Annotated in this window: 25 protein-coding genes; 8 read left to right on the forward strand and 17 right to left on the reverse strand. The window is 64.7% G+C overall.

Annotation, left to right across the window (positions count from 1 at the left end):
* Positions 1-97 precede the first annotated feature (97 nt).
* Both hisC and ACYQ0R_RS04640 read left to right on the forward strand, forming a co-directional pair.
* Positions 98-1,192 (forward strand): histidinol-phosphate transaminase, encoded by a 1,095-nt coding sequence (gene hisC, locus ACYQ0R_RS04635; RefSeq protein ID WP_459821152.1) that lies wholly within the window; start codon positions 98-100, stop codon positions 1,190-1,192.
* Positions 1,189-1,740, forward strand: a complete 552-nt coding sequence (locus ACYQ0R_RS04640; RefSeq protein ID WP_459821153.1) for an adenylate kinase family protein — start codon at positions 1,189-1,191, stop codon at positions 1,738-1,740. The genes hisC and ACYQ0R_RS04640 overlap by 4 nt, the downstream gene beginning before the upstream one ends.
* A 12-nt stretch (positions 1,741-1,752) precedes the next feature.
* On the opposite strand, the gene ACYQ0R_RS04645 is transcribed toward ACYQ0R_RS04640, so the two are convergent.
* The 8 genes from ACYQ0R_RS04645 to ACYQ0R_RS04680 all read right to left on the reverse strand — a co-directional run bounded on the left by ACYQ0R_RS04645 (position 1,753) and on the right by ACYQ0R_RS04680 (position 8,257).
* Complete coding sequence (locus ACYQ0R_RS04645) at positions 1,753-2,112, reverse strand: BsuPI-related putative proteinase inhibitor (protein ID WP_459821154.1); 360 nt, start codon at positions 2,110-2,112, stop codon at positions 1,753-1,755.
* A 57-nt stretch (positions 2,113-2,169) separates the two neighbouring features.
* Positions 2,170-3,165, reverse strand: a complete 996-nt coding sequence (locus ACYQ0R_RS04650; RefSeq protein WP_459821155.1) for a YeiH family protein — start codon at positions 3,163-3,165, stop codon at positions 2,170-2,172.
* On the reverse strand, positions 3,165-3,395 hold the full coding sequence (locus tag ACYQ0R_RS04655; protein ID WP_459821156.1) for a hypothetical protein: 231 nt from the start codon (positions 3,393-3,395) through the stop codon (positions 3,165-3,167). Before ACYQ0R_RS04655 ends, ACYQ0R_RS04650 begins: the two co-directional genes overlap by 1 nt.
* Before the next feature lie 2 nt (positions 3,396-3,397).
* Positions 3,398-4,126, reverse strand: a complete 729-nt coding sequence (locus tag ACYQ0R_RS04660) for an HD domain-containing protein (protein ID WP_459821157.1) — start codon at positions 4,124-4,126, stop codon at positions 3,398-3,400.
* Between the two features lie 37 nt (positions 4,127-4,163).
* Positions 4,164-4,859 carry a phosphoribosyltransferase gene (locus ACYQ0R_RS04665; protein WP_459821158.1) on the reverse strand — a complete coding sequence of 232 codons (696 nt, stop codon included), beginning with the start codon at positions 4,857-4,859 and terminating at the stop codon, positions 4,164-4,166.
* Positions 4,860-4,994: 135 nt separating this feature from the next.
* Positions 4,995-6,500, reverse strand: coding sequence for a tripartite tricarboxylate transporter permease (locus tag ACYQ0R_RS04670; RefSeq protein WP_459821159.1), 1,506 nt, complete (start codon positions 6,498-6,500; stop codon positions 4,995-4,997).
* Positions 6,497-7,210: a tripartite tricarboxylate transporter TctB family protein gene (locus ACYQ0R_RS04675; RefSeq protein WP_459821160.1), complete on the reverse strand. Its 714-nt coding sequence runs from the start codon at positions 7,208-7,210 to the stop codon at positions 6,497-6,499. The genes ACYQ0R_RS04670 and ACYQ0R_RS04675 overlap by 4 nt, the downstream gene beginning before the upstream one ends.
* A 39-nt stretch (positions 7,211-7,249) precedes the next feature.
* A complete protein-coding gene (locus tag ACYQ0R_RS04680; protein ID WP_459821161.1) occupies positions 7,250-8,257 on the reverse strand; it encodes a Bug family tripartite tricarboxylate transporter substrate binding protein in 1,008 nt (335 codons plus the stop codon).
* 159 nt (positions 8,258-8,416) lie between these two features.
* Between ACYQ0R_RS04680 and gatB the strand changes: the two genes are divergently transcribed.
* The gene (gatB, locus tag ACYQ0R_RS04685; protein WP_459821162.1) at positions 8,417-9,904 is read left to right on the forward strand and encodes an Asp-tRNA(Asn)/Glu-tRNA(Gln) amidotransferase subunit GatB; all 1,488 of its coding nucleotides are present in this window, start codon (positions 8,417-8,419) and stop codon (positions 9,902-9,904) included.
* A gap of 50 nt (positions 9,905-9,954) precedes the next feature.
* Here the strand turns inward: gatB and ACYQ0R_RS04690 are convergent, their stop codons facing one another.
* The 7 genes from ACYQ0R_RS04690 to ACYQ0R_RS04720 form a co-directional block, all read right to left on the reverse strand.
* Positions 9,955-10,149, reverse strand: a complete 195-nt coding sequence (locus tag ACYQ0R_RS04690; RefSeq protein ID WP_459821163.1) for a hypothetical protein — start codon at positions 10,147-10,149, stop codon at positions 9,955-9,957.
* 56 nt (positions 10,150-10,205) lie between these two features.
* A complete protein-coding gene (locus ACYQ0R_RS04695) occupies positions 10,206-10,391 on the reverse strand; it encodes a DUF7511 domain-containing protein (protein ID WP_459821164.1) in 186 nt (61 codons plus the stop codon).
* A 1,267-nt stretch (positions 10,392-11,658) separates the two neighbouring features.
* Entirely contained in the window at positions 11,659-12,477 is an 819-nt protein-coding gene (gene hisF, locus ACYQ0R_RS04700; RefSeq protein WP_459821165.1) for an imidazole glycerol phosphate synthase subunit HisF, read from the reverse strand.
* Positions 12,478-12,598: 121 nt separating this feature from the next.
* Positions 12,599-13,753 carry an acyl-CoA dehydrogenase family protein gene (locus tag ACYQ0R_RS04705; RefSeq protein ID WP_459821166.1) on the reverse strand — a complete coding sequence of 385 codons (1,155 nt, stop codon included), beginning with the start codon at positions 13,751-13,753 and terminating at the stop codon, positions 12,599-12,601.
* A 160-nt stretch (positions 13,754-13,913) separates the two neighbouring features.
* Positions 13,914-15,056 (reverse strand): pyridoxal phosphate-dependent aminotransferase, encoded by a 1,143-nt coding sequence (locus ACYQ0R_RS04710; protein ID WP_459821168.1) that lies wholly within the window; start codon positions 15,054-15,056, stop codon positions 13,914-13,916.
* Positions 15,053-15,541, reverse strand: a complete 489-nt coding sequence (locus ACYQ0R_RS04715; protein ID WP_459821170.1) for an Lrp/AsnC family transcriptional regulator — start codon at positions 15,539-15,541, stop codon at positions 15,053-15,055. The genes ACYQ0R_RS04710 and ACYQ0R_RS04715 overlap by 4 nt, the downstream gene beginning before the upstream one ends.
* 89 nt (positions 15,542-15,630) lie before the next feature.
* A complete protein-coding gene (locus ACYQ0R_RS04720) occupies positions 15,631-16,989 on the reverse strand; it encodes an adenylosuccinate synthase (protein ID WP_459821172.1) in 1,359 nt (452 codons plus the stop codon).
* A gap of 282 nt (positions 16,990-17,271) precedes the next feature.
* On the opposite strand from ACYQ0R_RS04720, the gene ACYQ0R_RS04725 reads away from it, so the two are divergent.
* On the forward strand, positions 17,272-17,577 hold the full coding sequence (locus tag ACYQ0R_RS04725; protein ID WP_459821174.1) for a hypothetical protein: 306 nt from the start codon (positions 17,272-17,274) through the stop codon (positions 17,575-17,577).
* 180 nt (positions 17,578-17,757) lie between these two features.
* Positions 17,758-19,092, forward strand: coding sequence for an RNA-guided endonuclease TnpB family protein (locus ACYQ0R_RS04730; protein WP_459821176.1), 1,335 nt, complete (start codon positions 17,758-17,760; stop codon positions 19,090-19,092).
* 103 nt (positions 19,093-19,195) lie between these two features.
* On the opposite strand, the gene ACYQ0R_RS04735 is transcribed toward ACYQ0R_RS04730, so the two are convergent.
* On the reverse strand, positions 19,196-20,101 hold the full coding sequence (locus ACYQ0R_RS04735; RefSeq protein ID WP_459821178.1) for an SMP-30/gluconolactonase/LRE family protein: 906 nt from the start codon (positions 20,099-20,101) through the stop codon (positions 19,196-19,198).
* A 145-nt stretch (positions 20,102-20,246) separates the two neighbouring features.
* On the opposite strand from ACYQ0R_RS04735, the gene ACYQ0R_RS04740 reads away from it, so the two are divergent.
* Together ACYQ0R_RS04740 and ACYQ0R_RS04745 are read left to right on the forward strand one after the other, a co-directional pair.
* Positions 20,247-20,675 carry a universal stress protein gene (locus tag ACYQ0R_RS04740; RefSeq protein WP_459821180.1) on the forward strand — a complete coding sequence of 143 codons (429 nt, stop codon included), beginning with the start codon at positions 20,247-20,249 and terminating at the stop codon, positions 20,673-20,675.
* Between the two features lie 110 nt (positions 20,676-20,785).
* Positions 20,786-21,493, forward strand: coding sequence for an HD domain-containing protein (locus ACYQ0R_RS04745; protein WP_459821182.1), 708 nt, complete (start codon positions 20,786-20,788; stop codon positions 21,491-21,493).
* Between the two features lie 26 nt (positions 21,494-21,519).
* Here ACYQ0R_RS04745 and ACYQ0R_RS04750 read toward each other — a convergent pair whose 3' ends face one another.
* Positions 21,520-22,263, reverse strand: coding sequence for a TetR/AcrR family transcriptional regulator (locus tag ACYQ0R_RS04750; protein ID WP_459821184.1), 744 nt, complete (start codon positions 22,261-22,263; stop codon positions 21,520-21,522).
* 310 nt (positions 22,264-22,573) lie between these two features.
* Between ACYQ0R_RS04750 and ACYQ0R_RS04755 the strand changes: the two genes are divergently transcribed.
* Positions 22,574-24,325: a COG1361 S-layer family protein gene (locus ACYQ0R_RS04755; RefSeq protein WP_459821186.1), complete on the forward strand. Its 1,752-nt coding sequence runs from the start codon at positions 22,574-22,576 to the stop codon at positions 24,323-24,325.
* Positions 24,326-24,410: the final 85 nt, after the last annotated feature.

Genomic DNA, 24,410 nt, shown 5'->3' on the forward strand with positions numbered 1-24,410 from the left:
GATCGACGGATCGGGCTCCAATGGACCGTCCGGTTCGCTCGCTCGGACCGTCGAGCCGTTCAATCACTCTTAAGGCCGGCGGTCGCCGAGCACGGGTATGCACCCACGGGATCTCTCATCGCACTCCGCGTACGTGCCCGGTCGGGGGGTTGAGGAGGTCGCTCGCGACCTCGGACTCGATCCCGACGACCTCATCAAGCTCTCGTCGAACGAGAACCCGCACGGCGCGAGCCCGGACGCCGTCGCCGCGATCCGCGACCACGCCGACGGGATCAGCGTCTACCCGAAAGCCTCACACACCGATCTCACCGCCCGGATCGCCGAGCGGTGGGACGTCGACGACGAACAGGTGTGGCTCTCGCCCGGGGCGGACGGCTCCATCGACTACCTCTCGCGTGCCATGCTCGAGCCCGACGACGAGATCCTCGTTCCCGATCCCGGGTTCGCGTACTACGGGATGTCCGCACGCTACCACCACGGCGAGGTGAACACGTACCCCGTCTCCGCCGAGGACGACTTCGCTCAGACCGCCGAAGGCGTGCTCGACTCCTACGCCGGCGAGCGGATGGTGTACGTCACCTCGCCGCACAACCCGACGGGCTCCGTGATGGGGCTCGACGAGATCCGGACGCTCGCGGACGCAACCGCTCCGGAAACGCTCGTCGTCGTCGACGAGGCGTACGGGGAGTTCGCGGAACTCGACAGCGCCGTGCGCCTCCTCGACGACCGCGACGACGTCGCCGTCCTCCGGACGTTCTCGAAAGCGTACGGCCTCGCCGGGCTGCGGGTCGGCTACGCGGTCGTCCCGACGGCGTGGGGCGACGCGTACGCCCGCGTCAATACGCCGTTCGCCGCGAGCGAGATCGCGTGTCGGGCCGCGCTGGCCGCGCTCGACGACGACGACCACGTCTCGAACAGCATCGACACCGCGCGCTGGGCCCGCGAGTACATCGCCGCCGAGCTCGACGCACACACGTACGACTCCGCCGGCAACTTCGTGCTCGCGGACGTCGGCGACGCCGAGCGTGTCGCGGAGGCCGCCCAGCGAAACGGCGTGATCGTCCGCGACTGCAGCTCCTTCGGCCTCCCGAGCTGCGTCCGGATCTCGACCGGCACCCGGGAGGGGACGAAGGTCGCGGTGGAGCGGCTCAACGAGACGCTTGCGGAGCTGGAGCTGGGTGTTCACGCGTGAGCGGTGAGATCCCCGACTCCGACGCGGCGTCACCGATCCCTGACCGCGTCGCGGTGACCGGGACGCCCGGAACGGGAAAATCGACCGCGACGGAGCTACTCGAAGACGAGTACGACGTGATCCATCTCAACGACCTGATCACCGGGGATGCGTCGCTGTGGACCGAACGCGACGACGAGCGCGACACCGTCGTCGCCGACCTCGACGCGGTCGCCGACCGGCTCGGCGACTGGTCCGGCGTGCTCGATTCGCACCTCGCACACCGTTTCGACGTCGACCGCGTCGTGGTGTTGCGGTGTCACCCCGAGACGCTCGAACGCCGGCTTCGCGAGCGCGGCGAGCCTGACGCGAAAGCGCGAGAGAACGCGGAGTCGGAGGCGCTCGACGTGATCCTCTCGGAGGCAGTCGCCGAACACGGCCTGGAGAACGTGTACGAGATCGATACGACCGACGCCGACCCGGCGGCCGTCGCCGACGCGATCCGCGACGGTATCACGGGCGACCGCGAGCCGAGCGCAGGAGACGTCGACTTCACCGAGTATCTGTGAGAAAGCGGCCGGCTACGAAACCGTAACCGTCGTCACCGCGGTCCCCGTCGCCTCCTCGGCGAGCAGCTCGCCGATGACGCGGTACCGTCCCGTCGAGGGGTCCGTCCACGTCGCCGCGTACGTCGCCGTCTCACCCGGATCGAGCGTTTCCGTCTCGATCGCCTGCGTGAACAGCCGTCCCTCGCCGTAGCGCCACACGACTCCGTCGTCCGCCTCGCCGCTCGCTTCGTCGTCCGCCTCGTTGACGGTGAACTCCGCTCGCTGGCCAGTCCGGAACGTGAGCGTCACCGGCTCCGTCGCCGGGTTCGTGACGGCCAGAGCGAACCGGAGCGAGTCGTTCTCCGCGGTGACCGTAAGCGACAGGTCGAGCATGGACGACTCTCCGTCCCGGCGAGCCTTATAAGCGAGTGGCAGCCGTGTTCGGGGAGATCATAACAACAGCCGGACCGCGACGAGCGCGAGCGCGCTCACGACGAGGAGGTGGACGAGCACCGCGCCGAGCGGCGCGGCTCCGACCCGGCGCATCTCGCGGAGCCGGATCGAGAGGCCGAGTCCGACGAACGCGAGCGTGAACAGGAGGTCGGACGCCACGCCGATCGAGTCGAGCGCGGTCGGAGACAACACGCCTGCGTTGGCGACGGCGGCGACGAGGAGGAAGCCGAGCAGGAACTTCGGGAACTCCGCCCACAGCTTCCGGACGCCCGGCTCCGTCGCGGAGCGTGCGGCGTACGCCATCGAGTAGGCGATCGCGACCCCGCCTAAAAGGGAGTTACGGGCGAGCTTCGTCACGGTGGCCCATTGGCCCGCCTCCGCGGAGTGAGCGAATCCGGCGGCCGCGACCGGTCCGGTCGAGAACATGCTCACGCCGGCCCAGACGCCGAACTGTCTCGCCGAAAGGTCGAGCCACTCGCCCGCGATCGGGAACGCCACGAGCGTGACGGCGTCGAAGATCAGGATCGTCGCCGCGGCGAACGTGAGCGCCGACCCTCTCGCGTCCAGCACTCTCCCGACGGCGACGACCGCGGAGACGCCACAGATGCTCGCCCCGGCGGCAAGCAGCGACGGCGTCTCGCCCTCGAGCCCGAAAAGGAGGCGTGCGACTCCCTCCGCGAGGAGGACGCCTCCCGCGACCGCAGCGACAACGAGCCCGAGGACTGTCGGACCCGCAGCGAGGAACTCCTCGACCACGACCGCCGCGCCGAGCAGCACGATGCCGGTCTCCAAGAAGAGCTTGTGGACGCCGACGCCCGACTCCGCGGCTTCGGGGACGCCGAGCAGGTTGCCGACGACCACGCCGACCGCGACGGCGACGACCAGCGGCTGGAGTCCGGCGACGACGTCCGCGATGAGATGTGCGGCCAGCGCTCCGACGCCGAGTATTGCGAGACCGGGGAGGTACGGTCGAGCCGCGCCGATCACTCCCATCAGAACGGCTGGACGACCACGTGTGCGACGACGATCAGGAGTCCGAACCAGAGCGCCTGCCATCCGCGGTCGAGCCCGGTCCAGTACGCGACGACCACGTCCCCGACGGGTCGCGTAGTGTCGTCCCCGACGGACCGCGCACTGTCGTCTCCACCCACTGGTTCCGCGTCGTGCGCCGTCTCCTGTTCGCGGTCGTCCATTCCGTGTTCACCGGCCGGTTCAGGTTCCACGATTACGTACCTTCCGGTTCTCGACTCGACCGCGATCGATCGGCACCCCGTTCGCGCCGATACCGATCCCGGAGCCGCGCGAACAGCGCCCGTCCGGTCTCAGTCCGGAGCCGCGTCGCGGTCGTCGCGAAGAACTCGTCGAGGTCGTCGTACTCGCGGAAGGCGTCCGGATCCCCGTCGATCGGATCGTATCGGTCGTCGCGCTCGTACAGTACGGCCTGTAGACAGGTGTCGAGCAGGTCACACTCCTTGACGAGCACGGCCTCCGGTGTGTCACGGCGCTCGTACGCCTCCCAGGCGTCGCGGACGCGATCCGGAAGCGGCCCCGCCAGCGCCGTCATCGCGGCGCGTTCGGCCCGCGTCTTCGCCTCCCGATCGACGCCGTCGACGGTGTCGTCCGCGCGGGTCGCCACGTCCCCGGTTTCCGCCTCGGCGACGTCGTGCACGACCGCGAGCCGGAGCGCCCGGTCGAGGTCGACGTCGGGCAACTCCTCGCGAAACCGATCCCCGAGCGCGAGTACGAGATACGCGACGCCCCACGAGTGTGCGGCGACCGTCTCCGGATCGTCGACGCCGCGGAGCTGCCAGCCAGTGCGTCGCTCGTCTTTCAGGTCGTACGCGTTGACGATCGCGTCTAGGATGTCGTCGGCGTGGCCATCGGTGTCGGCGTTGCGGTCGTTGTCGTCGGCCTTCTTATCGTCTCCCCGATCGGAGTCTCCGGGTCCGCTCATCGCACACCTCTCCCGGAAATCCCTCCGCGAGCGTCCATCACTCCGCGAGCGTCCACGCGTCGTCACGGACCGTCTCGACCACGTCACGTCGCTCCATCTCCGAGAGGATCTCGTCGAGGCGGCCGGGCTGGGCGATCTCCATGCCGATGCGGTCGATGTCGTGATACTCGTCGAGGTAGTGCCGGATCGACTCCCGGTCGAACGTCTCCTCGTCGGCCCGCTCCATCGCGCCGGAGGTCAGGTCGATCATGTCCTCGAGGAAGTTCCACGGGTAGACGACCCACGTCCACTCCTCGAGCTGCTCGCCCACGAAGTCGGGCTCGAACTCGGAGGTCTGTAGCAGCTGGAGCGTCGCGGTGCGGATCTCGGCGGCACCGCGCTCCTCGACGTACTCCTGTGCGCGACGGATCGACCCGCCGGTGTCGGCGATGTCGTCGATGATGAGCACGTCTTTGCCCTCGACGCTCCCTTCGGGCATCGGATATCGGATCTGCGGTTCGTCCGCTTTGACACCCGTGCCGACGTAATGCTCCATCTTGAGGCTCGTGAGGTCGTCCAACCCGAGGAAGTCACAGAGACACCGACCCGCGAACCAGCCGCCACGCGCGAGCGCCACGACGACGTCCGGCTCGAAATCGGCCCGCTTCACGTCGTCTGAGACGGTGCGACAGAGGCCGTAAATGTACTCCCAGTTGGTGATGGTGCAGTCGAAGTCGTCCGGGAGTTCGCTCATATAGCTGCGGATCGTCGTTCCGTTGCATAAGGGTTTGCGGAACGCGTCGCCGAGCGGAAAGTCATCTCCAGCCCGAACCGGCTTTGATGATTCCCGTCCGGGACAGCTCTCCGGCCTCGAGCGGAGGCTCCCTCGTCACCCACGCCGTTCGTCGATCCACCCTTTTATGAACGGGCCGAACAGTATCGCACAGATCATCACCACGAGGATCGGTGAGAGCCACCGACCGTAGGTGAACGGGTCGATAAATATCATCCACGACCCGTCGGACAGCTGTAACGAACGATACAGGTTCCCCTCGGCGATATCGCCGAGGACGACTCCCAACACGAATGCGATAACGGAGTAGTTGTACCGGACCATGTAGAAGCCGATTACTCCGAAAACGATGATCGTGAGGATGTCGATCGGATTCACTCTGAGCGCGTACGTCCCCAGGAACGAAAGTACGACGACCATCGGGATGATGTAGTCAGTGTCGATCTTCGTGAGGTATCCCAGTCGGGTGACTGCCGAGAGTCCGAACGCGAGGATGATCACGTTACCGACCAGCAGCGCGAGAAGCATCGTGTACGTTAACTGGAGTTCGCCGTCGACTTGGAACATGCTCGGACCAGGACGAAGGCCGTGCATCAGCAGGCCACCGATCAACACGGCCGTCGACGAGGAGCCGGGAATGCCGAACGAGATCGCCGGGACGAGCGATCCCGCAACCGTCCCGTTGTTCGACGATTCGGAGGCGATCACGCCGTCGGCGTTTCCGCTGCCGAACGAGTCCGGGTCGTCGGAGCTTCGAACAGCCTCGGAGTAGGCCACGAAGTTTGAGACGGTCGCTCCGGCACCGGGAATCGCCCCCACGAACAGCCCTATCATGCCGGACTTGATCGAGAGGTATGGTCGTTGTAGCGTCGTCTTGACGCCATCGAGGATGTTGCCACCGATGACCACATCGTCCTCGGCGATTCCGCCCTCTTGTCCGGCGAGTTTCATCATCTCGGCGATCGCGAACAGTCCGATCAGGACGGCGACGAAGTCGATACCATCGTACAAAAGCAGCGTTTCGGCGTATCGCCGGTCGAGCGTCATGGGAGCGGAGCCGACCACGGTCACCAACAGTCCCGTCGCCCCCGCCAGCAACCCCTTCGCGATCGAACCGCGGGTGATGACGGTTATCATCGCCAGTCCGAGGACTGCAACAAGGAACCGCTCGGGAGTCCCAACAGCGAGGACGACCTCGATCAGCACCGGTGAGAACAGCAACAACGTCGTGATGGTGAACAGCCCGGCGAACGCCGACGCAGTAGCGGAGATCGACAGCGCAGTTGCTGCTTTCCCTTGCTTGGACATCGGGTAACCGTCAAACATCGTCGCAGCCGACGACGACACGCCCGGCGTGTTGATGAGGATGGCCGCGATCGAGCCTCCGTACATCGAGCCGCTGTACACGCCGATCAGGAGAATGATCGCGTCCGCCGGTGTAAGCGGAATGGTCAGTGGAAGGATGATCGCCATACCGAGCGGCGGACCGAGTCCGGGGAGCGCCCCGACGACGATACCGACCATGACGCCGGCGATCACCCAAAACATCGTATCAATCGTGAGAAGCGCACCGAGAGCTGCAAACAGGGTTGAAACGCTCATCCGCTCTCACCCGTGTGTTCGATCGTTTCTCCGCCAGTGTCGATAGTCGTGGCGACGGCGTCGATCAGGGTTCCGACGGCATCGATCGGCGTACCGACGAGGAGTTCGGGTACCGGCAGCTCCCAACCCGTCAGCCATCCCTCAGCGATGTCCGGTGAGATCACCGCGAAAAAGAGGTAGGCAACGATGAAGCTGAGCAGCGTCAACGCGACCAGTCGTTTTCGCTCCATCCCTGCCCACAACGCATACGCAGCCACGAACACGGGTGTCGAGTACAGCATACCGATACTGAACGTCAACAGCATGTATCCGACGCACAACACACCGACAACCGCCGGTCCGCGTGGGTCGTCGATGTCGTAGCTGTACGTCCCGGCCGCTTCCTCGTCGTCGGGGATATCTCCGGTCAGATCCTCTTCGCCCGCCAACTGCATCGGCTCTGCGACGACGCGCCGGAGCGGACCGGGAAGGTAGTTTCTCACGAGAAGTGCGGCTGACAGGACGATGGTCGCTGCCGACAACACTCGAGGAAACACGGCCGCGGCCTCGGCAAACTCGTCCGCACCGAGGTACATGTACGTTCCGACCCCGAGAAACAGAAGCAGCAGGACGTGTTCCATCGTTGGTGGCTCACGGAGCACCCGCTCGATACCGTTCTGGACACGTGACGACACCCCCTCGTTTTCTCGTCCAGCCCCGTCAGTGTTCATTGTGATACCGGGTCAGCAAAAATCCGCATGTGGTCGGCGTTACGACTCCTCTTCGACCAGTTCGAGGAACTCGTCGAAGTCGACGTTTGCTTCGAGCTGATCGACGATTCCCTGATATCGATCGGCAGCTGCGTCCATGTCGCCGTACTCGATGATGTTTCCGGTGTCCTCCTCCCACTGTTGCGTCTCCTCGGTGGTACACGCCTCTTCGACGGCCTCGGATATCGTCTGTCGGACATCCTCCGGCGTTCCGGGCGGAGCGACTTGCGTCTGCGTAAACTCGGAGATGTACGCTAGACTATCACCGTACTCGGTGATACGGTCGATGCCGGGGAAGGTATCCGACAGATCGATGTCCATCAGGTTCACCACGGCACTCACCTCGCCGGACTCCTCGGCTGCGATCGCTGACGTGTTCGTCGCGAATCCGGCGGCCACCTCGTTGGATATCACGGCTTCGGATGTCGGTCCACCGCCGTCGTACGCGACCGCAGTGTCGTAATCGAGTCCGTACTCATCACGCAACAGCAGCGTTATGAGGTGGCTGTCGCTGCCAACGCCCTGGAAGCCGAATCCGCTTATCTCGCCGTCGGCGTAAGCGTCTCGAAGCTCACCGTACGTGTCGATGTCGTGCTGGTCGTTGACGATCAGCGTGTATCCGAAGATGCCGGCGTAGCTGATCGGATCGAAGTCCTCCACGTGCCAGTCATCCACCTGCTCGGCTCGCCACGTGAACACCCATCCCGGTGGGTTCACCGTTCCGAACGTGTATCCATCGGTGTCCTGACCGTGGAGCCATTCGGAGCCGACGAGGCTTCCCGCGCCGGGGCGGTTGTCTATCTGTATCGACTGATCGAGCGCGTCCTCCATATGCGGCGCGAGCTGGCGGGCGTACGTGTCGGTTCCGCCTCCCTCTCCCCAGGGGATCATCCACGTCAGGTCGTCAGTGGGGAACTCACCGTCGTCGTCGTCGGCACAGCCGGCGAGCGCTGCCGTTCCGACGGCACTGATCGCACCGGTCGTCTTGAGAAACCTTCGTCTTTGCATGACGTTCCCAAGCAGACGCTTATACGTTAATACCTTTTCGCTTTTCAACACTAGTAATAAATATTATTTATTATGTAGTTTTGAGCGCTTACGCTAGTTGTTCGACGACTCCGTCCGGTCCCGACACGGTTTAGGGGGCTGACGCGCAACGACTCGTCAATGAGCACGCAGGCCGTGACGGAGGAGACGGCGGTCGTGATCGGGCTGGAGGTCCACGTCCAGCTCGAAACCGACACGAAGATCTTCTGCGGCTGTTCGACCGAGCCCGCCGAGGACGAAGCGCCTAACTCGCGGACGTGTCCGACCTGTCTTGGACTGCCGGGCGCGCTCCCCGTTCTCAACGAGGGCGCCGTCGAGGCCGCCGTGAAGATCGGCAAGGCGATCGACGCCGACATCCCCGAGACGACGACGTTCCACCGGAAGAACTACTACTACCCCGACCTGCCGAAGAACTTCCAGCTCACCCAGTACGACGCGCCGATCTGTGCGGGCGGCGAGCTGGACGTCAGCGTCGAAGGGGAGCGGCGAACCGTCGGGATCACGCGAGCCCACCTGGAGGAGGACCCCGGCAGTCTCCAGCACGCGGGCGGCTCGATCGAGTCGGCGACACACACGCTCGTGAACTACAACCGCGCGGGAACGCCGCTCATGGAGATCGTCACCGAGCCGGACTTCCGATCGCCGGCGGAGACCCGAGCGTTCCTCGCGAAGCTCTCGGAGGTGCTCGAGTATCTCGGCGTGTTCGACGCGACGCGTGACGGGAGCCTGCGCGTCGACGCCAACGTCTCGCTGGTTCCGGCGGCGGACGTGGCGCCCGACGGCTCCGTTTCCGAGGAGATCCTCGCGGACGCGAACCGCGCGGAGGTGAAAAACATCTCCAGTCATAAGGGTGCGGAGAAGGCGATGGCGTACGAGATAACCCGCCAACGCAACGTGCTCCGCCGGGGCCACGAGATCGAACAGGAGACCCGCCACTGGGACGAGGGGCGCGGCGTCACCGTCTCGATGCGCTCGAAGGAGGCGGAGAAGGATTACCGCTACTTCCGCGAGGCGGATCTGCCTGCCCTGGAGGTGTCCGACTGGAAGGATCGGATCCCGATCCCCGAGCTACCGGACGCGCGACGCGAGCGCTTCCGCGAGGAGTACGGGCTCGACCGGGAGTCGGCATCGAAGCTCACCTCGACGAAGGCGGTCGCCGACTTCTTCGAGGACGTCGTCGCCGAGTTCGACCCCGACCTCGCGGCGACGTGGGTCGCGGACAACCTGCTCGGCGAGCTCAACTACCGCGAGATGGCGATAACCGACGTCGAGGACCGACTCGACGAGTTTAAGCGGCTCATCGAACTCGTCGACGCCGAGGAGCTCACGGTGAAAAACGCCGAGGAGGTCGTGCTCCGCGCGATGCTCGACGCGGGCGACGACCCCGAGACGATCATCGACCGGGAGGGGCTCGGCAAGGCCGACTCCGGTGAAGTCGAGGCCGCCGTCGAGACCGCCATCGACGAGAATCCGGAAGCGGTCGCAGACTACCACGACGGCGACGACGGCGCGATAAACTATCTCGTCGGGCAGGTGATGGCCGCCACCGGCGGGAGCGCCGACCCCGGGCAGGTGAACGGACTACTCCGCGAGCGACTGGACGGATAAGCGACGAGAGACCGGTTGCCGATCGCTGCGTAATCGAGTTGCGAACTCCACTACCAGCCGTCGACTGCGAAACGCACGCCCGAAATCATGAATTCGTGGAACGGGTTGGGCGGAGTGTCCGCCGAATACAGGTCCGAGTCGATGTTCTCCGGAATCTCGTTCTGGTGGCTGTCCTCCTGCACAACGACCGGTTGACTGCGAACGGTTGTAGAATCGTCTTCTCGTTCTGCCGTGGAGCAGTACATATCGTTGCTGCTGTTGCGATATCCGTATTTCGGTTCCGTCGAGCTACCGTCGCCGACTACTGCCAGTCGGATTCCGGGATACAGTCGTCGACGTCGGCTGTGATCCACCGCGTCGTCCGATCCTCGGGGTCGCGGTCGGGTTCGTAAAACGTCACCTCGGTGTCGTCGGACCCCTCGTCGCTCGGTCGGCAGACGAGCTCCGGCGACTCCGCACGGAACGCACGCGTCGGTGACGTAGCCATGGCTGTACGTAGGACCTCCATCACATAAGAAGCGTTGGTTTCAGTCGAGATACAACAAAAAACACAGGCTAGTATCTGTGAGATGAACTGTTGGTTGTGATCGATTGGGCAGAAATGACACTCGCCAATCGCAGGGGGCAATGACTGAGGTTCGCGTCGAGCCGAACGATAGGTGAGTTCCCTTCCGGTTCGAACCACGAGTGGTATTGCTGTCGGACGATTGTAATCGGACTCGGGTGTCATGGAACGCTTGGCATGGTGGCTACCATGATCGGATACCCGAACCAGCCGCGTGACGCTGCGTATTGTGTGCTCGATATCGGGCGTACGTCGCTCACGAGGGGGGATGGGTGGTTTATAAGCGATACCGTGGAGGGGTTGGTGTTCGTTTATAAGTGAGTCGCGAGAGCGATAGCTCCGCGACGAACGATCCGAAAGCCCCAGCCGCGACGGCTCGCGCGCCTTGCTGCGCTCCTCGGTCGCTCGCGGTGCTCGCTCCCTGTGGTGCTTACAGCGGCGGGCGTCGCCCCACCGGGAGACTGCGTCTCCCGAGCCCCCGCTCGCTCCGCTCGCGGGGATCACGGCTGCCCCTTTCAACCCCACCCGACCGCACCGCAACCGCACCTCACGCCTCCCCAGCCTCGTCGGCGGCTCGCGCGTTCCGCGCTCGCCGCCGCCTCCCTCGCACGCGCTCCTCGCGCCCTAGAAAGGGCGCTCGGAGGCGCGCGCCGACCGCCCGCAGTCGCCTGATAAACGAACAATGTTTTGCTTGTGGTTGCGGTGGCGCGCGCCGCGAGCGGGCCAGCGGCCCGCGAGTCGCGAGGGCGACCGGAGGGAGCCCTCGGATGCGAACGGCGAAGCCGTGAGCGAGCGCGCGAGGGAGACCGGAGGGGCCGCCGAGCGGTTCCGGCGGCCCCTCCGGTCGAGGCTGGGGTGGTCCGAGGCTGCGGTGCGGGGCGGGACTGGAAGGGGCAGTCGCGAGGGCGAAGCCCGGCGAAGCAAGCACTGCAAGGAGCGAGCGAAGTGAGCGACTGAAGCGCGCAGCGAGCCGCGCGAGCCGTCGCGGCTGGGGCTTCCAAGTCGGTCTCTGCTCCACCGCTCACTTATATACCACTCCTCGCCGCGCTGAGTACGCCTTTATAAACAACGCACCGATTCTCGTATACGCAATATACGCCCGAGATCGAGCACTGCACAGTTCCTGTGTATGTGTGTGGACCGTTCTATGAATCCTCATCGGGCCCGAACCGCTCCGTCGTCGTATCTATTAAACGCGAACCGGTATGTTGCGCTCGTCGAGATACTCCTTCGTCTCCTCGATCGAGTACTCGCCGAAGTGGAAGATGGAGGCGGCGAGCCCGGCGTCGGCGTTCGCCTCGGTGAACACCTCGTACATGTCTTCAGGGGAGCCACAGCCCGAGGAGGCGATGACGGGGGTCGAGACGGCGTCACAGATCGCGGTCATCAGCGGGATGTCGTAGCCATCCTTCGTCCCGTCCATATCGATGGAGTTGACGAACAGCTCGCCCGCGCCGCGCGACTCGGCCTCGCGCGCCCACGAGACGGCGTCGATCCCGGTGCCCTCGCGACCACCCTTCTTCGTACACTCGAACCAGACCTCCTCGCCGTCCTCGTCGGTGAAGAAGTGGTCGCCGGCGTCGTCGTACCGCCGACGAGCGTCGACGGAGATGACGATACACTGGCTACCGAACGCGGCGGCGCCCTCCTCGATCAACTCGGGACGCTCCAGCGCGCCAGTCGTGATCGACACCTTGTCCGCGCCCGCCCGCAGCGTCTCCTTGATGTCCGCTTTCGTGCGGATCCCGCCCCCGACGGTGAGCGGGATGAAACACTCGTCCGCCACGGCGTTGACGACATCTAGCATCGTCTCGCGCCCCTCCGCGCTCGCGGTGATGTCGAGGAAGACGAACTCGTCGGCCCCCGACTTGTTGTACTTCTTCGCCAGCTCGACCGGATCGCCCGTGTACTCGAGGTTCTCGAAGTTGACGCCGGTGTAGACGGCGGCGTCGCCGTCGTCGTCGAGATCGACGTCGATACACGGGATGATACGCTTCGTGAGTCCCATTCGTTGTCGGTCGTTGGCGACCGGCGTGGTTAAAAGGCGCGGGGTCGGTCGATCGGAACCGTCGTTTTCACCTGTTCCTGATCCCCGAGCCACGTCACATCGAAAACTGCGGAAACGGCGGTCAGAACCCCTCGCCGAGCAGCTCCCGGGCGACGATGTTCTTCTGGATCTCGGTGGTTCCTTCGTAGATCTGGGTGATCTTCGCGTCGCGGTAGAACCGCTCGACGTCGTGGTCGTTGACGAATCCGGCTCCGCCGTGCACCTGGACGGCCTCGTCGGCGACGTCGACGGCGACGCGGGAGGCGAACTCCTTGGCCATCGACGCGAGCGCGGTGAGACTCTCCGACTCGTTGTCAACGGCCCACGCCGACCGGTAGGTGAGCCACCGGGCGGCCTCCGTGTCGGTGTACATCTCCGCGAGCTTGTGTTTGATCGCCTGGAAGTCGCTTATCGGCCGGCCGAACTGTTCGCGCTCCTCCGCGTACTCCAGCGCACGCTCGGCCGCGCCGCGGGCGATCCCGACGCCCTGCGCGGCCACCGCCGTACGGGTCTCGTCGAAGAACTCCATGAGCTGGAGAAACCCCATCCCGCGCTGGCCGATCAGGTTCTCCTCGGGCACGCGGACGTCGTCGAAGACGAGCTCGGCGGTGTCGCTCGCGCGGATGCCGAGCTTGCCCGTGATCTTCTCGCGAGTGAGCCCGTCGCGGTCGGCCTCGACGAGGATCTGTGAGAAGCCGGTGTAGCGGTCATCGATGTTCGGATCCGTCTCACAGACGACGACGAAGTAGTCGGCGACGGTGCCGTTGGTGATCCACATCTTCGAGCCGTTTATTACCCACTCGTCACCGTCCTTCTCGGCGCGCGTCGCTACCGACGTGACGTCCGACCCGGCCTGTGGCTCGCTTATCGCCGATCCCATGATCGCGTCGCCGGCGGTGAGTTTCGGGAGGATCTCCTCTTTCTGCTCGTCGGTGCCGAACCCCATGATCGCCTCCGCGCCGAATCCGGCACTGGAGATACAGAGCCCGATCCCGGGATCGGCTGCGAACAGCTCCTCCGTCAGAATGGCGTTCTCGAGGGCGGTGTAGTCGACGCCACCGTACTCCACCGGGACGTGTGGAGCCAACAGCCCCATCTCGGCCGCCTTCTCCATCACCTCGTGGGGATACGCCTCGTCGACGTCGTACTCGGTCGCGACCGGTCGGATCTCCTCGTCGGCGAACCGCCGAACCTCGTCGCGAAGCTGCTGTTGTTCGTCGGACAGCTGGAACTCCATATCCGACCCTGTGGCCGCGTCCGTCATATTCGTTCGCAAACGGCAAAGAATCTTTAGTGCGTTTACTGTTGACCCGAGGATGACGAGGTCGAATCCGTCGGATTTCACGGCCCAACGCGGCTGACGACCGTCAGTTCGGACGACCTCCCCGGCCGCGGAGTCAGTCTCGGTCGGCGACGAACTCGGCGATCCGCGAAGTCGCCTCCTTCAGTTCGCGCATCGAGGTCGCGTACGACACCCGGAGATGTCCCTCGCCGCCGGCGCCGAAGACGGATCCGGGGACGACGGCGACCCCCTGCGCTTCCAGCAGCTCCTCGGCGAACGCCTCGTCGTCGCCGCCGCAGTTGGGGAAGGCGTAGAACGCGCCGGTCGGCTCGAACGTATCGAGCCCCATCTCGTTGAACCGCGAGACGACGAGCCGGCGACGGCGGTTGTACTCGTCGACCATCTCGGTCACCTCGTCGTCACACCTGTCGAGTGCTTCCATCGCGGCGTGTTGAGCAGTCGTCGGTGCTGACAGCATCGTGTACTGGTGGATCCGGTTCATCGCGCCGATCGCGTCGGCCGGCCCCAGCGCGTAGCCGAGTCGGAGCCCCGTCATCGCGTACGCTTTCGAGAACCCGTTGATCACCACCGTTCGCTCCCGCATTCCGGGCTGGGTCGCGATCGAGGCGTGGTCGCCGCGGTAGGTGAGTGCGGCGTAGATTTCGTCGGCGACCACTCGGAGGTCGTGGTCACGGCAGAACGTCGCGACCGCCGCGAGCTCCTCGTCGGACATCGTCGCGCCCGTCGGGTTGTTCGGATAACAGAGCACGAGGAGGTCGGCCTCCTCCGCGCCCGCAGCCGACAGGCGTTCGGGGGTAAGCGCGAAGTCGTCGGCTGCGCGTGTCGGCACCGGGAGGGTCTCACCGCCCGCCAGCTCGACGCCGGGACCGTACGAGATGTACGTGGGCTCATGTATCGCCACCGTATCGCCGGGGTCGACGAGCGCGCGGAACGCCAGATCGACCGCCTCGCTCGCGCCCGTCGTGACGATGATCTCCTCGTCGGGTTTGTACGCCTGATCGTACCGCTCGTGGTGGGCGGCGATCCGCTCGCGGAGTTCGGCCATGCCGCGATTTGCGGTGTACGACGTTTTTCCCCGCTCCAGCGACTCCATGGCCGCGACGCGCGCGGCCCAGGGCGCGGAGAAGTCGGGCTCGCCGACGCCCAGCGAGATCACGTCGTCGCGCGCCTCCGCCAGCTCGAAGAACTTCCGGATCCCCGAGGCCGGAAGGTCGTTCGCGCGGGCCGACAGCCTCATGGTGACACGGAGAGCCGATCGTCGTCGTCGCCGTCCTCGAACCGGATCCCGCCGTCCTTGTACGTCTCCATGATGTAGTGAGTCACCGTCTGGGTGACCTCCGGCATCGGCGCGACCTGCTCGGAGATGAACCGGGAAACGTCCTGCATCGTCTCGCCGAGCACCTCGACCGCGAAGTCGTAGTCGCCGGAGACGAGGTGTAAGGCGTCGACTGCGGGAAACTTCGCGATCCGATCCGCGACTTGCTCGTACCCCGTCTCGCGGTCGAGTTCGACGTTGATCTCGACTATCGCACGAATCTTCCCCTCGTCGACGCCGTCCCAGTCGACGACCGCCTGATAGCCGTGGACGACTCCGTTCGCCTCGAGCGATGCGATCGCCGTCTCGACTTCGTCGACGTCGAGACCGGTCTGGGCCGCGATGTCGTCGGCGTCCTCGCGGGCGTTTCGCGCCAACACGTCGAGTACCTCGCGCTCGGCTTCCATACGTCGTGTGAATCGGGGGGAGGATTTGAATATGGCGACGCGCGCAAGCACGGCTGGTTCGATACGTCTCTCCGGCTCGTACAGATCGACTACTCGTCGGTCTCGAACGGGTTGACGAGTTCGACGGTCTCCTCGCGGTCCGGGCCGACGCCCACGGCGTACACCTCGGCGTCGACCTCGGCAGCGAGGAACTCCAGATACGTTCTCGTCGCCGCCGGCAAAGCGTCGTATCCCTCGGCGGCGACGGCCGTCCAATCGACATCGTCCCACGTGTCGAACTCGCGGTACACCGGCTCACAGCGTTCCCACCGCTCGGTCGTCGTCGGGACGGTGTCGATCTCCTCGCCGTCGAGCTCGTAGCCCGTACACACCTTCAGCTCGTCGAGATCGGCGAGCACGTCGACGTGGTTGACGGCGAGACCGGTGAATCCGGAGACGCGCGCCGCGTGGCGGACCATCGGGAGGTCGAGCCAGCCGATGCGACGGGGGCGACCGGTGACGGTGCCGAACTCCCCGCCCTTCTCGCGGATCTCGTCGGCGAGCGCCTCCTCGTGGTCGTCGCCGTCCAGTTCCGTCGGGAGGGGCCCGGAGCCGACTCGGGAGAGGTACGCCTTCACGATCCCGACGACTTCGCCGTCGCCGACCGTCGTGACGCCGACGCCGGAGCCGACTGCCGCGCCGCCGGCGGTCGGGTTCGAGGAGGTGACGAACGGGTAGTTCCCGTGATCGATGTCGATCGACGTCCCCTGTGCGCCCTCGAACATGATCCGGTCGCCCGCCTCGTGACGACGGTACAGATAGTCGCTGCAGTTGACGGTCATGCCCTCGTCGGCGAGCCGCTCGCCGATCGTCGCGAACTCCTCGTGGAGCGCGTCGACGTCGAACGCCTCCTCGCGGTCCGTTCCCTCGATGTCGAGGCCGTAGATATCCTCGACGGTCGCCCGTTTTTGTGGCACCACGTACTCCAGCCGCTCGCGGAGCACCTCCGGATCGAGGAGGTCACCGACGCGGATCCCGCGGCGGCCGGCTTTGTCCTCGTAGGTTGGACCGATCCCTCGTCCAGTGGTGCCGACCTCGACGCCGGCGTCGTCGTCGGCTTTCACCGTCTCTTCGATCCCGTCGAGCACGCGATGGTACGGGAGGATCACGTGTGCGCGTCGGGCGACCCGGACGTCGGGATCGAGCCCTCGGTCGCGGAGCGCGTCTATCTCCGAAAACAGCGTGCGCGGGTTGACGACGCAGCCGTTGCCCAGAACACCCACTTTCCCTCTGACGGCCCCGCTCGGGACCAGCGAGAGCTTGTACTCCTCGCCGCCTTCCACGACCGTGTGTCCGGCGTTGTCGCCGCCTTGATAACGGACTACGACGTCCGCGTCCCCTCCCCACCGGTCGACGAGTGCACCCTTGCCCTCGTCTCCAAGCTGGGAGCCGACGATGGTGACAGTCATTCCGCTCTCCAGTTTCAAGCGGGGGATAAAACAGATTACGGTCCGCGTCGGCCGGATACCCATCTCCATGGATCGTCGTGGAACGTGCGGTGCACGAATGGTGATGTTCGTGGGTGGTCGCTGTCGGCCCGCCGTTCCCGTTCGTTATTGGCCCCGCCGTTCCCGTTCGCAGTCGAGAACCGAACCGTTAACTACTCTCACGATGTACTACCGAATTGGGCAGTTCTCTCTCGGACGCCGACAGCAACTTTTAAAGGGGGCCATGACAAGTTAACATATGCCATGATAGACCGACTTGAGAAGGAAGTGGATATGCTTGAACGCCACTTACAGGTGCTGAAAATGGTGATAGAGAACGAACCGATCGGTATCGTGAAGATGTCGAACGAGACTGGCTACCCCCATCACAAAGTTCGCTACTCGCTGCGCGTGCTCGAGGAGGAGAACCTGATCGAGCCGTCGAGTCAGGGAGCTATCACGACGGAGCGAACCCACGAGTTCGTCGACGAACTCGACGAGAAGCTCGACGAGACGATCGAGAAGCTCGGTACGATGCGGATCGACGACGCGGCCGAAGTCGAGAACTGAGCGTTTCCGGACGTACTGACCGTCGTTCGTGACCGTGTTTTCTCCTACTGAGGACGCCCTACGACCGATCGACGACGTTCTATAAAGAATAGCAGCGCGAGTACCACGGGCCACCGTGCCCGTGGGTGAAGCGCGTCACACCACGAACTTTTAACAAGTATCAAACCATACGAGAATACAGTGCAGTCGTCCAAATTCACCCAAACTTTGTCGTTCGGACTAGACATCCACACGGGGAGTGGCGACGACCTGCAAACGGGCTGTCTTGAGGCCCGCCGCATCCGCAACGAAACCAACCGCCTCGACCGCCAAGGTTGGGAGTGGAACACCATTAAATCGACTGTCGTAGATAACGCCGATCACGTCAACAACACCACGCAACTCATCGTTGACAAGGCACTCGGTGAACTCGAAACCTACCTCGACAACAAAGACGATGGGTGGGGACGACCCTACCCGTACATCGACGAGTCGTACCCGATGGTGATGAACCACGGCGAAGGCTACCGCCTGTTCCTCGAAGACGACGGGGCGGTTCGCTTCCGAATCACTGCCACGAGAGGCACGCACGTCAAAGGCGGACTCCGTGGCAGTCCAGCTCATTTCGACCGACTCCAAACCGCATTCACCGACAAAGAGTGGCGGGTTGGAACCGCTGAAGTCGTACACAAACACGACGAGTGGCGACTCCACGTCACAATCACACACGAGGCTCATCACGTCGCCAGCAAGCACGATGCAGACACGATTGTTGGTGTTGACGTGAACGAGGACTGTATTGCCCTCGCTGCGATGAGTCGGAGTGGTTCGGTGGAAGACTCTGTGGTGTTTGAGTATCCGTCAGTGAAAAAACAGCGTCACGAGTGTTTCACCAAGCGCAAGCGGATGCAGAAAGCCGAGCAGACCGCGTTCGAGACGGTCGTGAAGACTGAAGAACGCGACTACGTTCACGATTGCCTGCACAAAGTATCGCGGGAAGTAGTCGACTGGATATTTCAATTTACCGGCCCGGTAATCGTCTTTGAAGACCTCAAAGACATGCGAGAGTCCATCGACTACGGAACGCGAATGAACCGTCGGTTACACTCACTGCCGTTTGCTGCACTCCAAGAGATGGTGTCGTACAAAGCTGCGTGGGAAGGGATTCCCTCAGATGAGGCTGACCCTGAGTACACGAGTCAGCGATGCCCACGGACGGAGTGTCAGCACACAGAACGAGCGAATCGTCGTAAGAAGCGATTCAAATGTAAACGGTGTGAGTTCCAAGATCACGCAGATCGGAAAGCGGCCGTATGCGTGGTGCAGAATTGGTTAGACGAGCAGTATGGGAATGTGCCGTCTCTCGAAACCCTTCCAGGAGTTCGGACGGTGAGACGGGCGGCATCGGGCCGTGGTGGAGCGACCGACTCTCACGGACACGATTTGTGTTCGGGTGTTACCTCCGCAGAGGAGGCGCAACCAGAGATGGAAGCGCGAGAGGAATTAAAGTCCGTTGCTTCAGCAGTGCCGGAGTAAACACGGACGCCCCGCGCCACCGTGCGCGGGGTACTTCACGACGTCCTATCCGCTTCGAGTATGAACGGTGACGGGTTCGACACGCCGTGCGGCGTACCGCCGGTCACTCCGTCGCGATCCGCGATCGGAACTCCGGGCGGCCCCGGACCCCGACATCGGGCACGCGGAACAGCGCTCCCGCGCCTGTCCCCTCGGTCGTCCGGTCGCCGTCCGTCAACGCAGTCGTGAGGTACAGGTCCTCGTACGCGGAGCCGCCGAACGTAACCGAGGACACCTTTCTCGCGGGCAGTTCGATCGCGTCGCGTGGACGCCCCGCCGGATCGTATCTGACGACGCGGTTCCCGTTCCAGCGGGCCGACCAGACGTGGCCAGTGGCATCGACGGTCAACCCGTCCGGCACGCCGTCGTCGGCGGGTACCCCGACGAACGTCCGACGATCTGAAATCGCGCCGGTGGAGCGATCGTAGTCGTACGCGTCGATGCGGCGCGCCTCCGACTCCGTGAAATAGAACGTCGATTCGTCGGCGGAAAACCCCATCCCGTTCGGGATATCGACGCTGGGCATGACGAGTTCGGCCGACCCGTCGCGGTCGATCCGATACAGGTCACCGAGCGCGGTCTCGCCGGGCATCGTGCCGGCGAACACGCGCCCCTCGGGATCGGCGATCACGTCGTTGAACCGCGTCTTCGCGTCCACGGTCGCAACCCGCTCCGTTGTGTCCGCGCCGGGGACGAACCGCTCTATCGCACCGTGGGTGAAAACCAGGAGTGCCCCGTCAGCCTCGATCGTGTAGCCGCCAAGCGGAGTGCCATCCGTCTCGTAGGCCGTCTCGTTACGGCCGGTCGATGGATCGTATCGATACAGCCGGCCGGCGGGGATGTCGACCCAGTAGAGTCGCTTCTCGTCGGCATGCCACAGCGGTCCCTCGCCGGTGTGAGCCGCGGTGTCGGCGACGCGCTCGAGATCGACCTCGTCCGCGATCGCCGGCTCGCTGTCGTCGGTATTCATACGGACGTCTCGTGACGCTCGCCACTTCACTGTTCCAGTTCAGTTTCGAACGGGAGCCGTCTCCGGGCGTTCGAGCGCGGACCCGTCACAGGTCGCGTGTCACCAACGACCCAGACGTTATCAGTGGAGGCGGGGTAGTCGGCGTATGGTGGACAGAGTTCTCGTGGCCGTGGACGATTCGCCGCTGGGCCGTGACGCGCTCGCGTATGCGCTCGAGGTGTTTCCCGATGCCACCGTCGTCGCCGCACACGTCGCGTTCCTTGAGTACGACATGCTGCCGTCGGACACCGAGGAGGTGTTCGAGGCTGGACTCGACGAGCTCGACGACGTCGGCGACGAGACGGCACGCTCCGTTTTCGACGGGATCCGTCGAGTCGCGGACGGTCGGACCGTCGCGGTCTCGTTTCTCACCGGCGATCCGGAGGATCGGCTCGTCGAGTACGCGACCTCCGGCGAGTTCGATCAGGTCGTGCTGGGAACACACGGGCGAGACGGCGTCTCGCGGCTTCTCATCGGCAGCGTCGCCGAGGGCGTGGTGCGACGAACTGAGATACCGACGACGCTGGTAAAGTAGCTCTCGACGGAACGAGCGGTGAGGTGGGCTCCGATTCGCGCCGTCGTAACGACTAAGAACGAAACGCTCCTCCGTCACGATAATGAACTACGAGTTTTTGTCGCTCCGGGGTGGTCGCCGTGGGCGTCGAGATTAAGGAGACGGAGGTGAGCGACGACGATTTCGCCGAGATGAAACGGTTCGTTCGGGACTATCTCGCCGCGAGCGTCGAAAGCGAGGACGACGGCGGACGAATGCGGTGGTACCCGTGGCACTCCGCGGAGTATCGGTTCAACCACATCCGCAACGTCGTCGAGCTCGCGACCGAGATCGCCGAGGCGGAGGGGGCTGACGTCGACGTCGTCCGCGTCGCCGCGCTCTTTCACGACGTCGCGAAACTGGAGGCCGATCAGGACGTTCACGCCGAGGCCGGCGCGCGCGTCGCCCGAGAGTACTTACGGAGCCGTGGAAGCTACCCCGAATCGTTCATCGACGAAGTGTGTGACGCGATCGTCGACCACTCCTACACCGGCGACCTCACGGACGTTCCACTCGAGAGCCGGTGTCTGATGGAGGCGGATCTCCTCGATAAGGTGGGTGCCAACGGGGCAGCGCTGATGCTGCTCCGGATGGGATACGAGTCGCGGACCCACATGGACGCCGCGAAGATGGTCGATCGCGTGCTCCAGCGTGGCCGCGATCACACGGACCGCGTCGTCTCGGACACCGCCGAGAGCATCGCCCACCAGCGGATCAAACGAGTGAAATGGTTTCGCGAATGGCTCGAAGATGAGGTCGCCGGCGTCGACGCCGGTGAGCTCCGTCGCGGGAACGGTTGACACCGTTCCGGGATCGAAGACGTCGATCACTCCTCGATGACGACCCGCGGCAGCATCGCGTCGAGATAGCGATCGACCGCCGCGTTCGTCTCCGCGACCCATTCGCGGTCGGTCGTGGTCGTTCGCCGAAACGTGGCGCCCGTCGCGAGCGTTTGCACGGTGGCGGCGACCTCGTCGACGGTGACGGCGACCTCGTCGACGGTGACGGCGACCTCGTCGACGGTGACGTCACGCGAGGACGATCCCGATTCCGGACCGGTCTCCGTGGCGGCCGCGGCGACGGTTTGCTCGAGAAACTGGCGAAACACGCGGTCGCTCCGGTCGAAGTGGGCACGATACGCCTCGTCGTGAGCCGCCTGTGCGCGGAGCTCGACGAGCGCTCGCATGAACGCCTCGTCTGGACCGGCGGCTCCAAGCGCCTCTGGGTCGGTCGTCGCGCGAACGAACGTGTCGAGCCGATCGCGTGCAGACGTCACGGACGGGTCGTCCGAGAACGCTGACGCGGCGGTGTCCTCCGAGAGCAGCGTCTCGAATCCCTCGAGAAGGAACTCGAGCAGATCGATCAACAGCTCGTCTTTCCCGTCGTAATGATGATATACGAGCGACGGGCTCTTCTCGAACTCGTCGCCGATTCGCTGGACCGTCAGATCCGCGTAGCCGTGTGCACACAGGGCGTGAAACGCCGCCCCGAGAATTTCCTCGCGCGTGTCGCTCGGATCGGTGAACGGGGCGTAGGCGTCGGCTGCGGAGTCCGTCCCGGAGTCGGTCATGGTCGTTCCTCCGACCGGAAGCAACGCACGCACCCGTCCGACGGGCGTCGGTCGGTCACGGAGACGACCACGGACGCATGGAAGTCGTTCCGGTGTTCCGCAGTCGCTTCTCCCGTAGCACGCATACGCCACCTACCGAGTCAGGTGGCATAACCCTCCTGATTGAACGTTCATTCAACACGCTTATTATCGCCGACTGCGAGTGACTGTGCATGACTGGAACGGACGTTCGCCGGAGTCTACGGATCCGGACCCGATCGGCACGCTGCCCTCCCTCCTCCCGACTGCGACCACGGATCGGAGTTACCGAATGACACGGAGGCTCGCGGGGAGCGGGTGGATACAAGCGTGTTTCACTCTCGCTGGTATCTGCCTGCTCGCCGTTGGAGTCGCTGCCGGCGCGGCCAGCGCGTCGACGGCGCCCGTCTCTACGACCGTATCTGACGCGCCGACACCGGCACCCACCACTTCGTCGACGTCGTCCACCGAGTTGGCTGCACTTACCGGCGGGCCTCTCGACGACGCCGTCGCTCAGACCAACGCGACGCGCTCCGGACAGGTTCGGGGGTCACCAGTGCTCGATGCGTACCTCTCACAGCCGACCGTCCGGAGTGGAACGGAGACGACGATCACCGTCGACCTCCTGAACTCAGGCGAGATGCGGACCGGAAACGATCTCGACCCACGGGTGACGACCGCCCGGAGCGTTCGCGTCGAGGCGGACGCGGACGGCACGCCGCTCGCGGTGACCTCCGGGGAGACCGCGGTCGGCGACGTGCCGACCGGGACACCCACATCCGTGCCGATCGACATCGCCGTCCCGGACGACGTGGCTGACGGCGAGTACGACATCGAGGTGACCGCGAGATACCGGTACACCAGCCAGATCGTCCCGCAGTTCAACAACCACAACGACCGGCGGAGCACCGACAGCTTCGACGTCACCGTCGTCGTCGACGACGGGGCCCGGTTCGCGATCGTCGATGTCGACACGGCGGCACAGGTCGGCGGCAGCGGCGACGTCGCCGTAACGATGGCGAACGTCGGCGAGGAGACGGCCAGAGACGCGTACGTCACCGGCAGCGCGACCGGCAGCGAGATCGTCATCGGGGACGGGCAAAGCGACGCGTTCGTCGGGCACTGGGATCCCGGCGAGAACCGTACCGTGAGATTCGACTCGACGGTGTCTCCGGAGTTCGCCGGCGACGCGTACGCGCTGCAGTCGACCGTCCAGTACCGCAACAGCGACGGCGTCGAGACGGAGTCACCCGTCTCGCGAACGGGAGTAACGCCGATCCCGAAACAGGAGTTCCCCATCGACGACGTGGTCGGAACACTGGAGGTCGGCTACTCGGGAACGATCGACGGCACGCTCACCAACGACGGACCGCTCGACGTCGACGATGCGGTGCTCGTTGTCGAGCCGCAAAGCGAGCGGATCCAGCTCGGCGAGACCCGGTACGCTCTTCCGGAGCTTGCCGACGGCGAGGCGACCGAATTTACTCTCGACGCCGACGTGAGCGGACAGGCCGACCCCGGTCCTCGACAGGTGCGGTTCACCGTCGAGTACACCAGCGGCGACGAGACGGTCGCGATCAGTTCGACCGACCGCGTCGAGGTTGCCCCCCGACAGGCCGAGTTCGCCGTGACGACGAGAGACGCCACGGTCCCCGCCGGTGAAAGCCGACGGATGACGTTTGAGATCACCAACCAGCGACCGGAGACGTTGTCGTCGATCAACGCCGGGCTGTACGCCGACAGTCCGCTTACGGCCGTCAACGACGAGGCGTTCATCCCCGAACTCAAGCCGGGAGAGACCACCGAGATACGGTTCGAGGTGGCCGCTGCCGCCGGCGCAACGATCGAGACGCATCCGATCGAGCTGGATTTCCGCTACGACGACGAACGAGGGAACGACCGGATCTCCGACGTGATCCAGTACCCCGTCGAGGTGACAGAGGCACCCGACGACGACGGCGGGATATCGCTGCCGGTCATCGTCATCGGGTTCTTGGTCGCGCTCGCTTTCGCCGCGGGAGTCGTCCGGTACAGGCGGCGATAGCGCCATGATCGGTCCATCAGGGTCACGCTCGGCGAGGCGAGCGTCGTGGGCTCCGTATGGTCGTCCGCTCCGGTCTCGCCCCCGT

This window comes from Halorubrum luteum, assembly GCF_054652935.1.

What these genes read in the sequence shown, in the direction of transcription:
- hisC (WP_459821152.1), top strand. Translation starts at nt 98, where the DNA reads ATGCACCCACGGGATCTCTCATCGCACTCCGCGTACGTGCCCGGTCGG.
- ACYQ0R_RS04645 (WP_459821154.1), bottom strand. Translation starts at nt 2,112, where the DNA reads ATGCTCGACCTGTCGCTTACGGTCACCGCGGAGAACGACTCGCTCCGG.
- ACYQ0R_RS04650 (WP_459821155.1), bottom strand. Translation starts at nt 3,165, where the DNA reads ATGGGAGTGATCGGCGCGGCTCGACCGTACCTCCCCGGTCTCGCAATA.
- ACYQ0R_RS04660 (WP_459821157.1), bottom strand. Translation starts at nt 4,126, where the DNA reads ATGAGCGGACCCGGAGACTCCGATCGGGGAGACGATAAGAAGGCCGAC.
- ACYQ0R_RS04665 (WP_459821158.1), bottom strand. Translation starts at nt 4,859, where the DNA reads ATGAGCGAACTCCCGGACGACTTCGACTGCACCATCACCAACTGGGAG.
- ACYQ0R_RS04670 (WP_459821159.1), bottom strand. Translation starts at nt 6,500, where the DNA reads ATGAGCGTTTCAACCCTGTTTGCAGCTCTCGGTGCGCTTCTCACGATT.
- ACYQ0R_RS04675 (WP_459821160.1), bottom strand. Translation starts at nt 7,210, where the DNA reads ATGAACACTGACGGGGCTGGACGAGAAAACGAGGGGGTGTCGTCACGT.
- ACYQ0R_RS04680 (WP_459821161.1), bottom strand. Translation starts at nt 8,257, where the DNA reads ATGCAAAGACGAAGGTTTCTCAAGACGACCGGTGCGATCAGTGCCGTC.
- gatB (WP_459821162.1), top strand. Translation starts at nt 8,417, where the DNA reads ATGAGCACGCAGGCCGTGACGGAGGAGACGGCGGTCGTGATCGGGCTG.
- ACYQ0R_RS04690 (WP_459821163.1), bottom strand. Translation starts at nt 10,149, where the DNA reads ATGTACTGCTCCACGGCAGAACGAGAAGACGATTCTACAACCGTTCGC.
- ACYQ0R_RS04695 (WP_459821164.1), bottom strand. Translation starts at nt 10,391, where the DNA reads ATGGCTACGTCACCGACGCGTGCGTTCCGTGCGGAGTCGCCGGAGCTC.
- hisF (WP_459821165.1), bottom strand. Translation starts at nt 12,477, where the DNA reads ATGGGACTCACGAAGCGTATCATCCCGTGTATCGACGTCGATCTCGAC.
- ACYQ0R_RS04705 (WP_459821166.1), bottom strand. Translation starts at nt 13,753, where the DNA reads ATGGAGTTCCAGCTGTCCGACGAACAACAGCAGCTTCGCGACGAGGTT.
- ACYQ0R_RS04710 (WP_459821168.1), bottom strand. Translation starts at nt 15,056, where the DNA reads ATGAGGCTGTCGGCCCGCGCGAACGACCTTCCGGCCTCGGGGATCCGG.
- ACYQ0R_RS04715 (WP_459821170.1), bottom strand. Translation starts at nt 15,541, where the DNA reads ATGGAAGCCGAGCGCGAGGTACTCGACGTGTTGGCGCGAAACGCCCGC.
- ACYQ0R_RS04720 (WP_459821172.1), bottom strand. Translation starts at nt 16,989, where the DNA reads ATGACTGTCACCATCGTCGGCTCCCAGCTTGGAGACGAGGGCAAGGGT.
- ACYQ0R_RS04725 (WP_459821174.1), top strand. Translation starts at nt 17,272, where the DNA reads ATGATAGACCGACTTGAGAAGGAAGTGGATATGCTTGAACGCCACTTA.
- ACYQ0R_RS04735 (WP_459821178.1), bottom strand. Translation starts at nt 20,101, where the DNA reads ATGAATACCGACGACAGCGAGCCGGCGATCGCGGACGAGGTCGATCTC.
- ACYQ0R_RS04740 (WP_459821180.1), top strand. Translation starts at nt 20,247, where the DNA reads ATGGTGGACAGAGTTCTCGTGGCCGTGGACGATTCGCCGCTGGGCCGT.
- ACYQ0R_RS04750 (WP_459821184.1), bottom strand. Translation starts at nt 22,263, where the DNA reads ATGACCGACTCCGGGACGGACTCCGCAGCCGACGCCTACGCCCCGTTC.
- ACYQ0R_RS04755 (WP_459821186.1), top strand. Translation starts at nt 22,574, where the DNA reads ATGACACGGAGGCTCGCGGGGAGCGGGTGGATACAAGCGTGTTTCACT.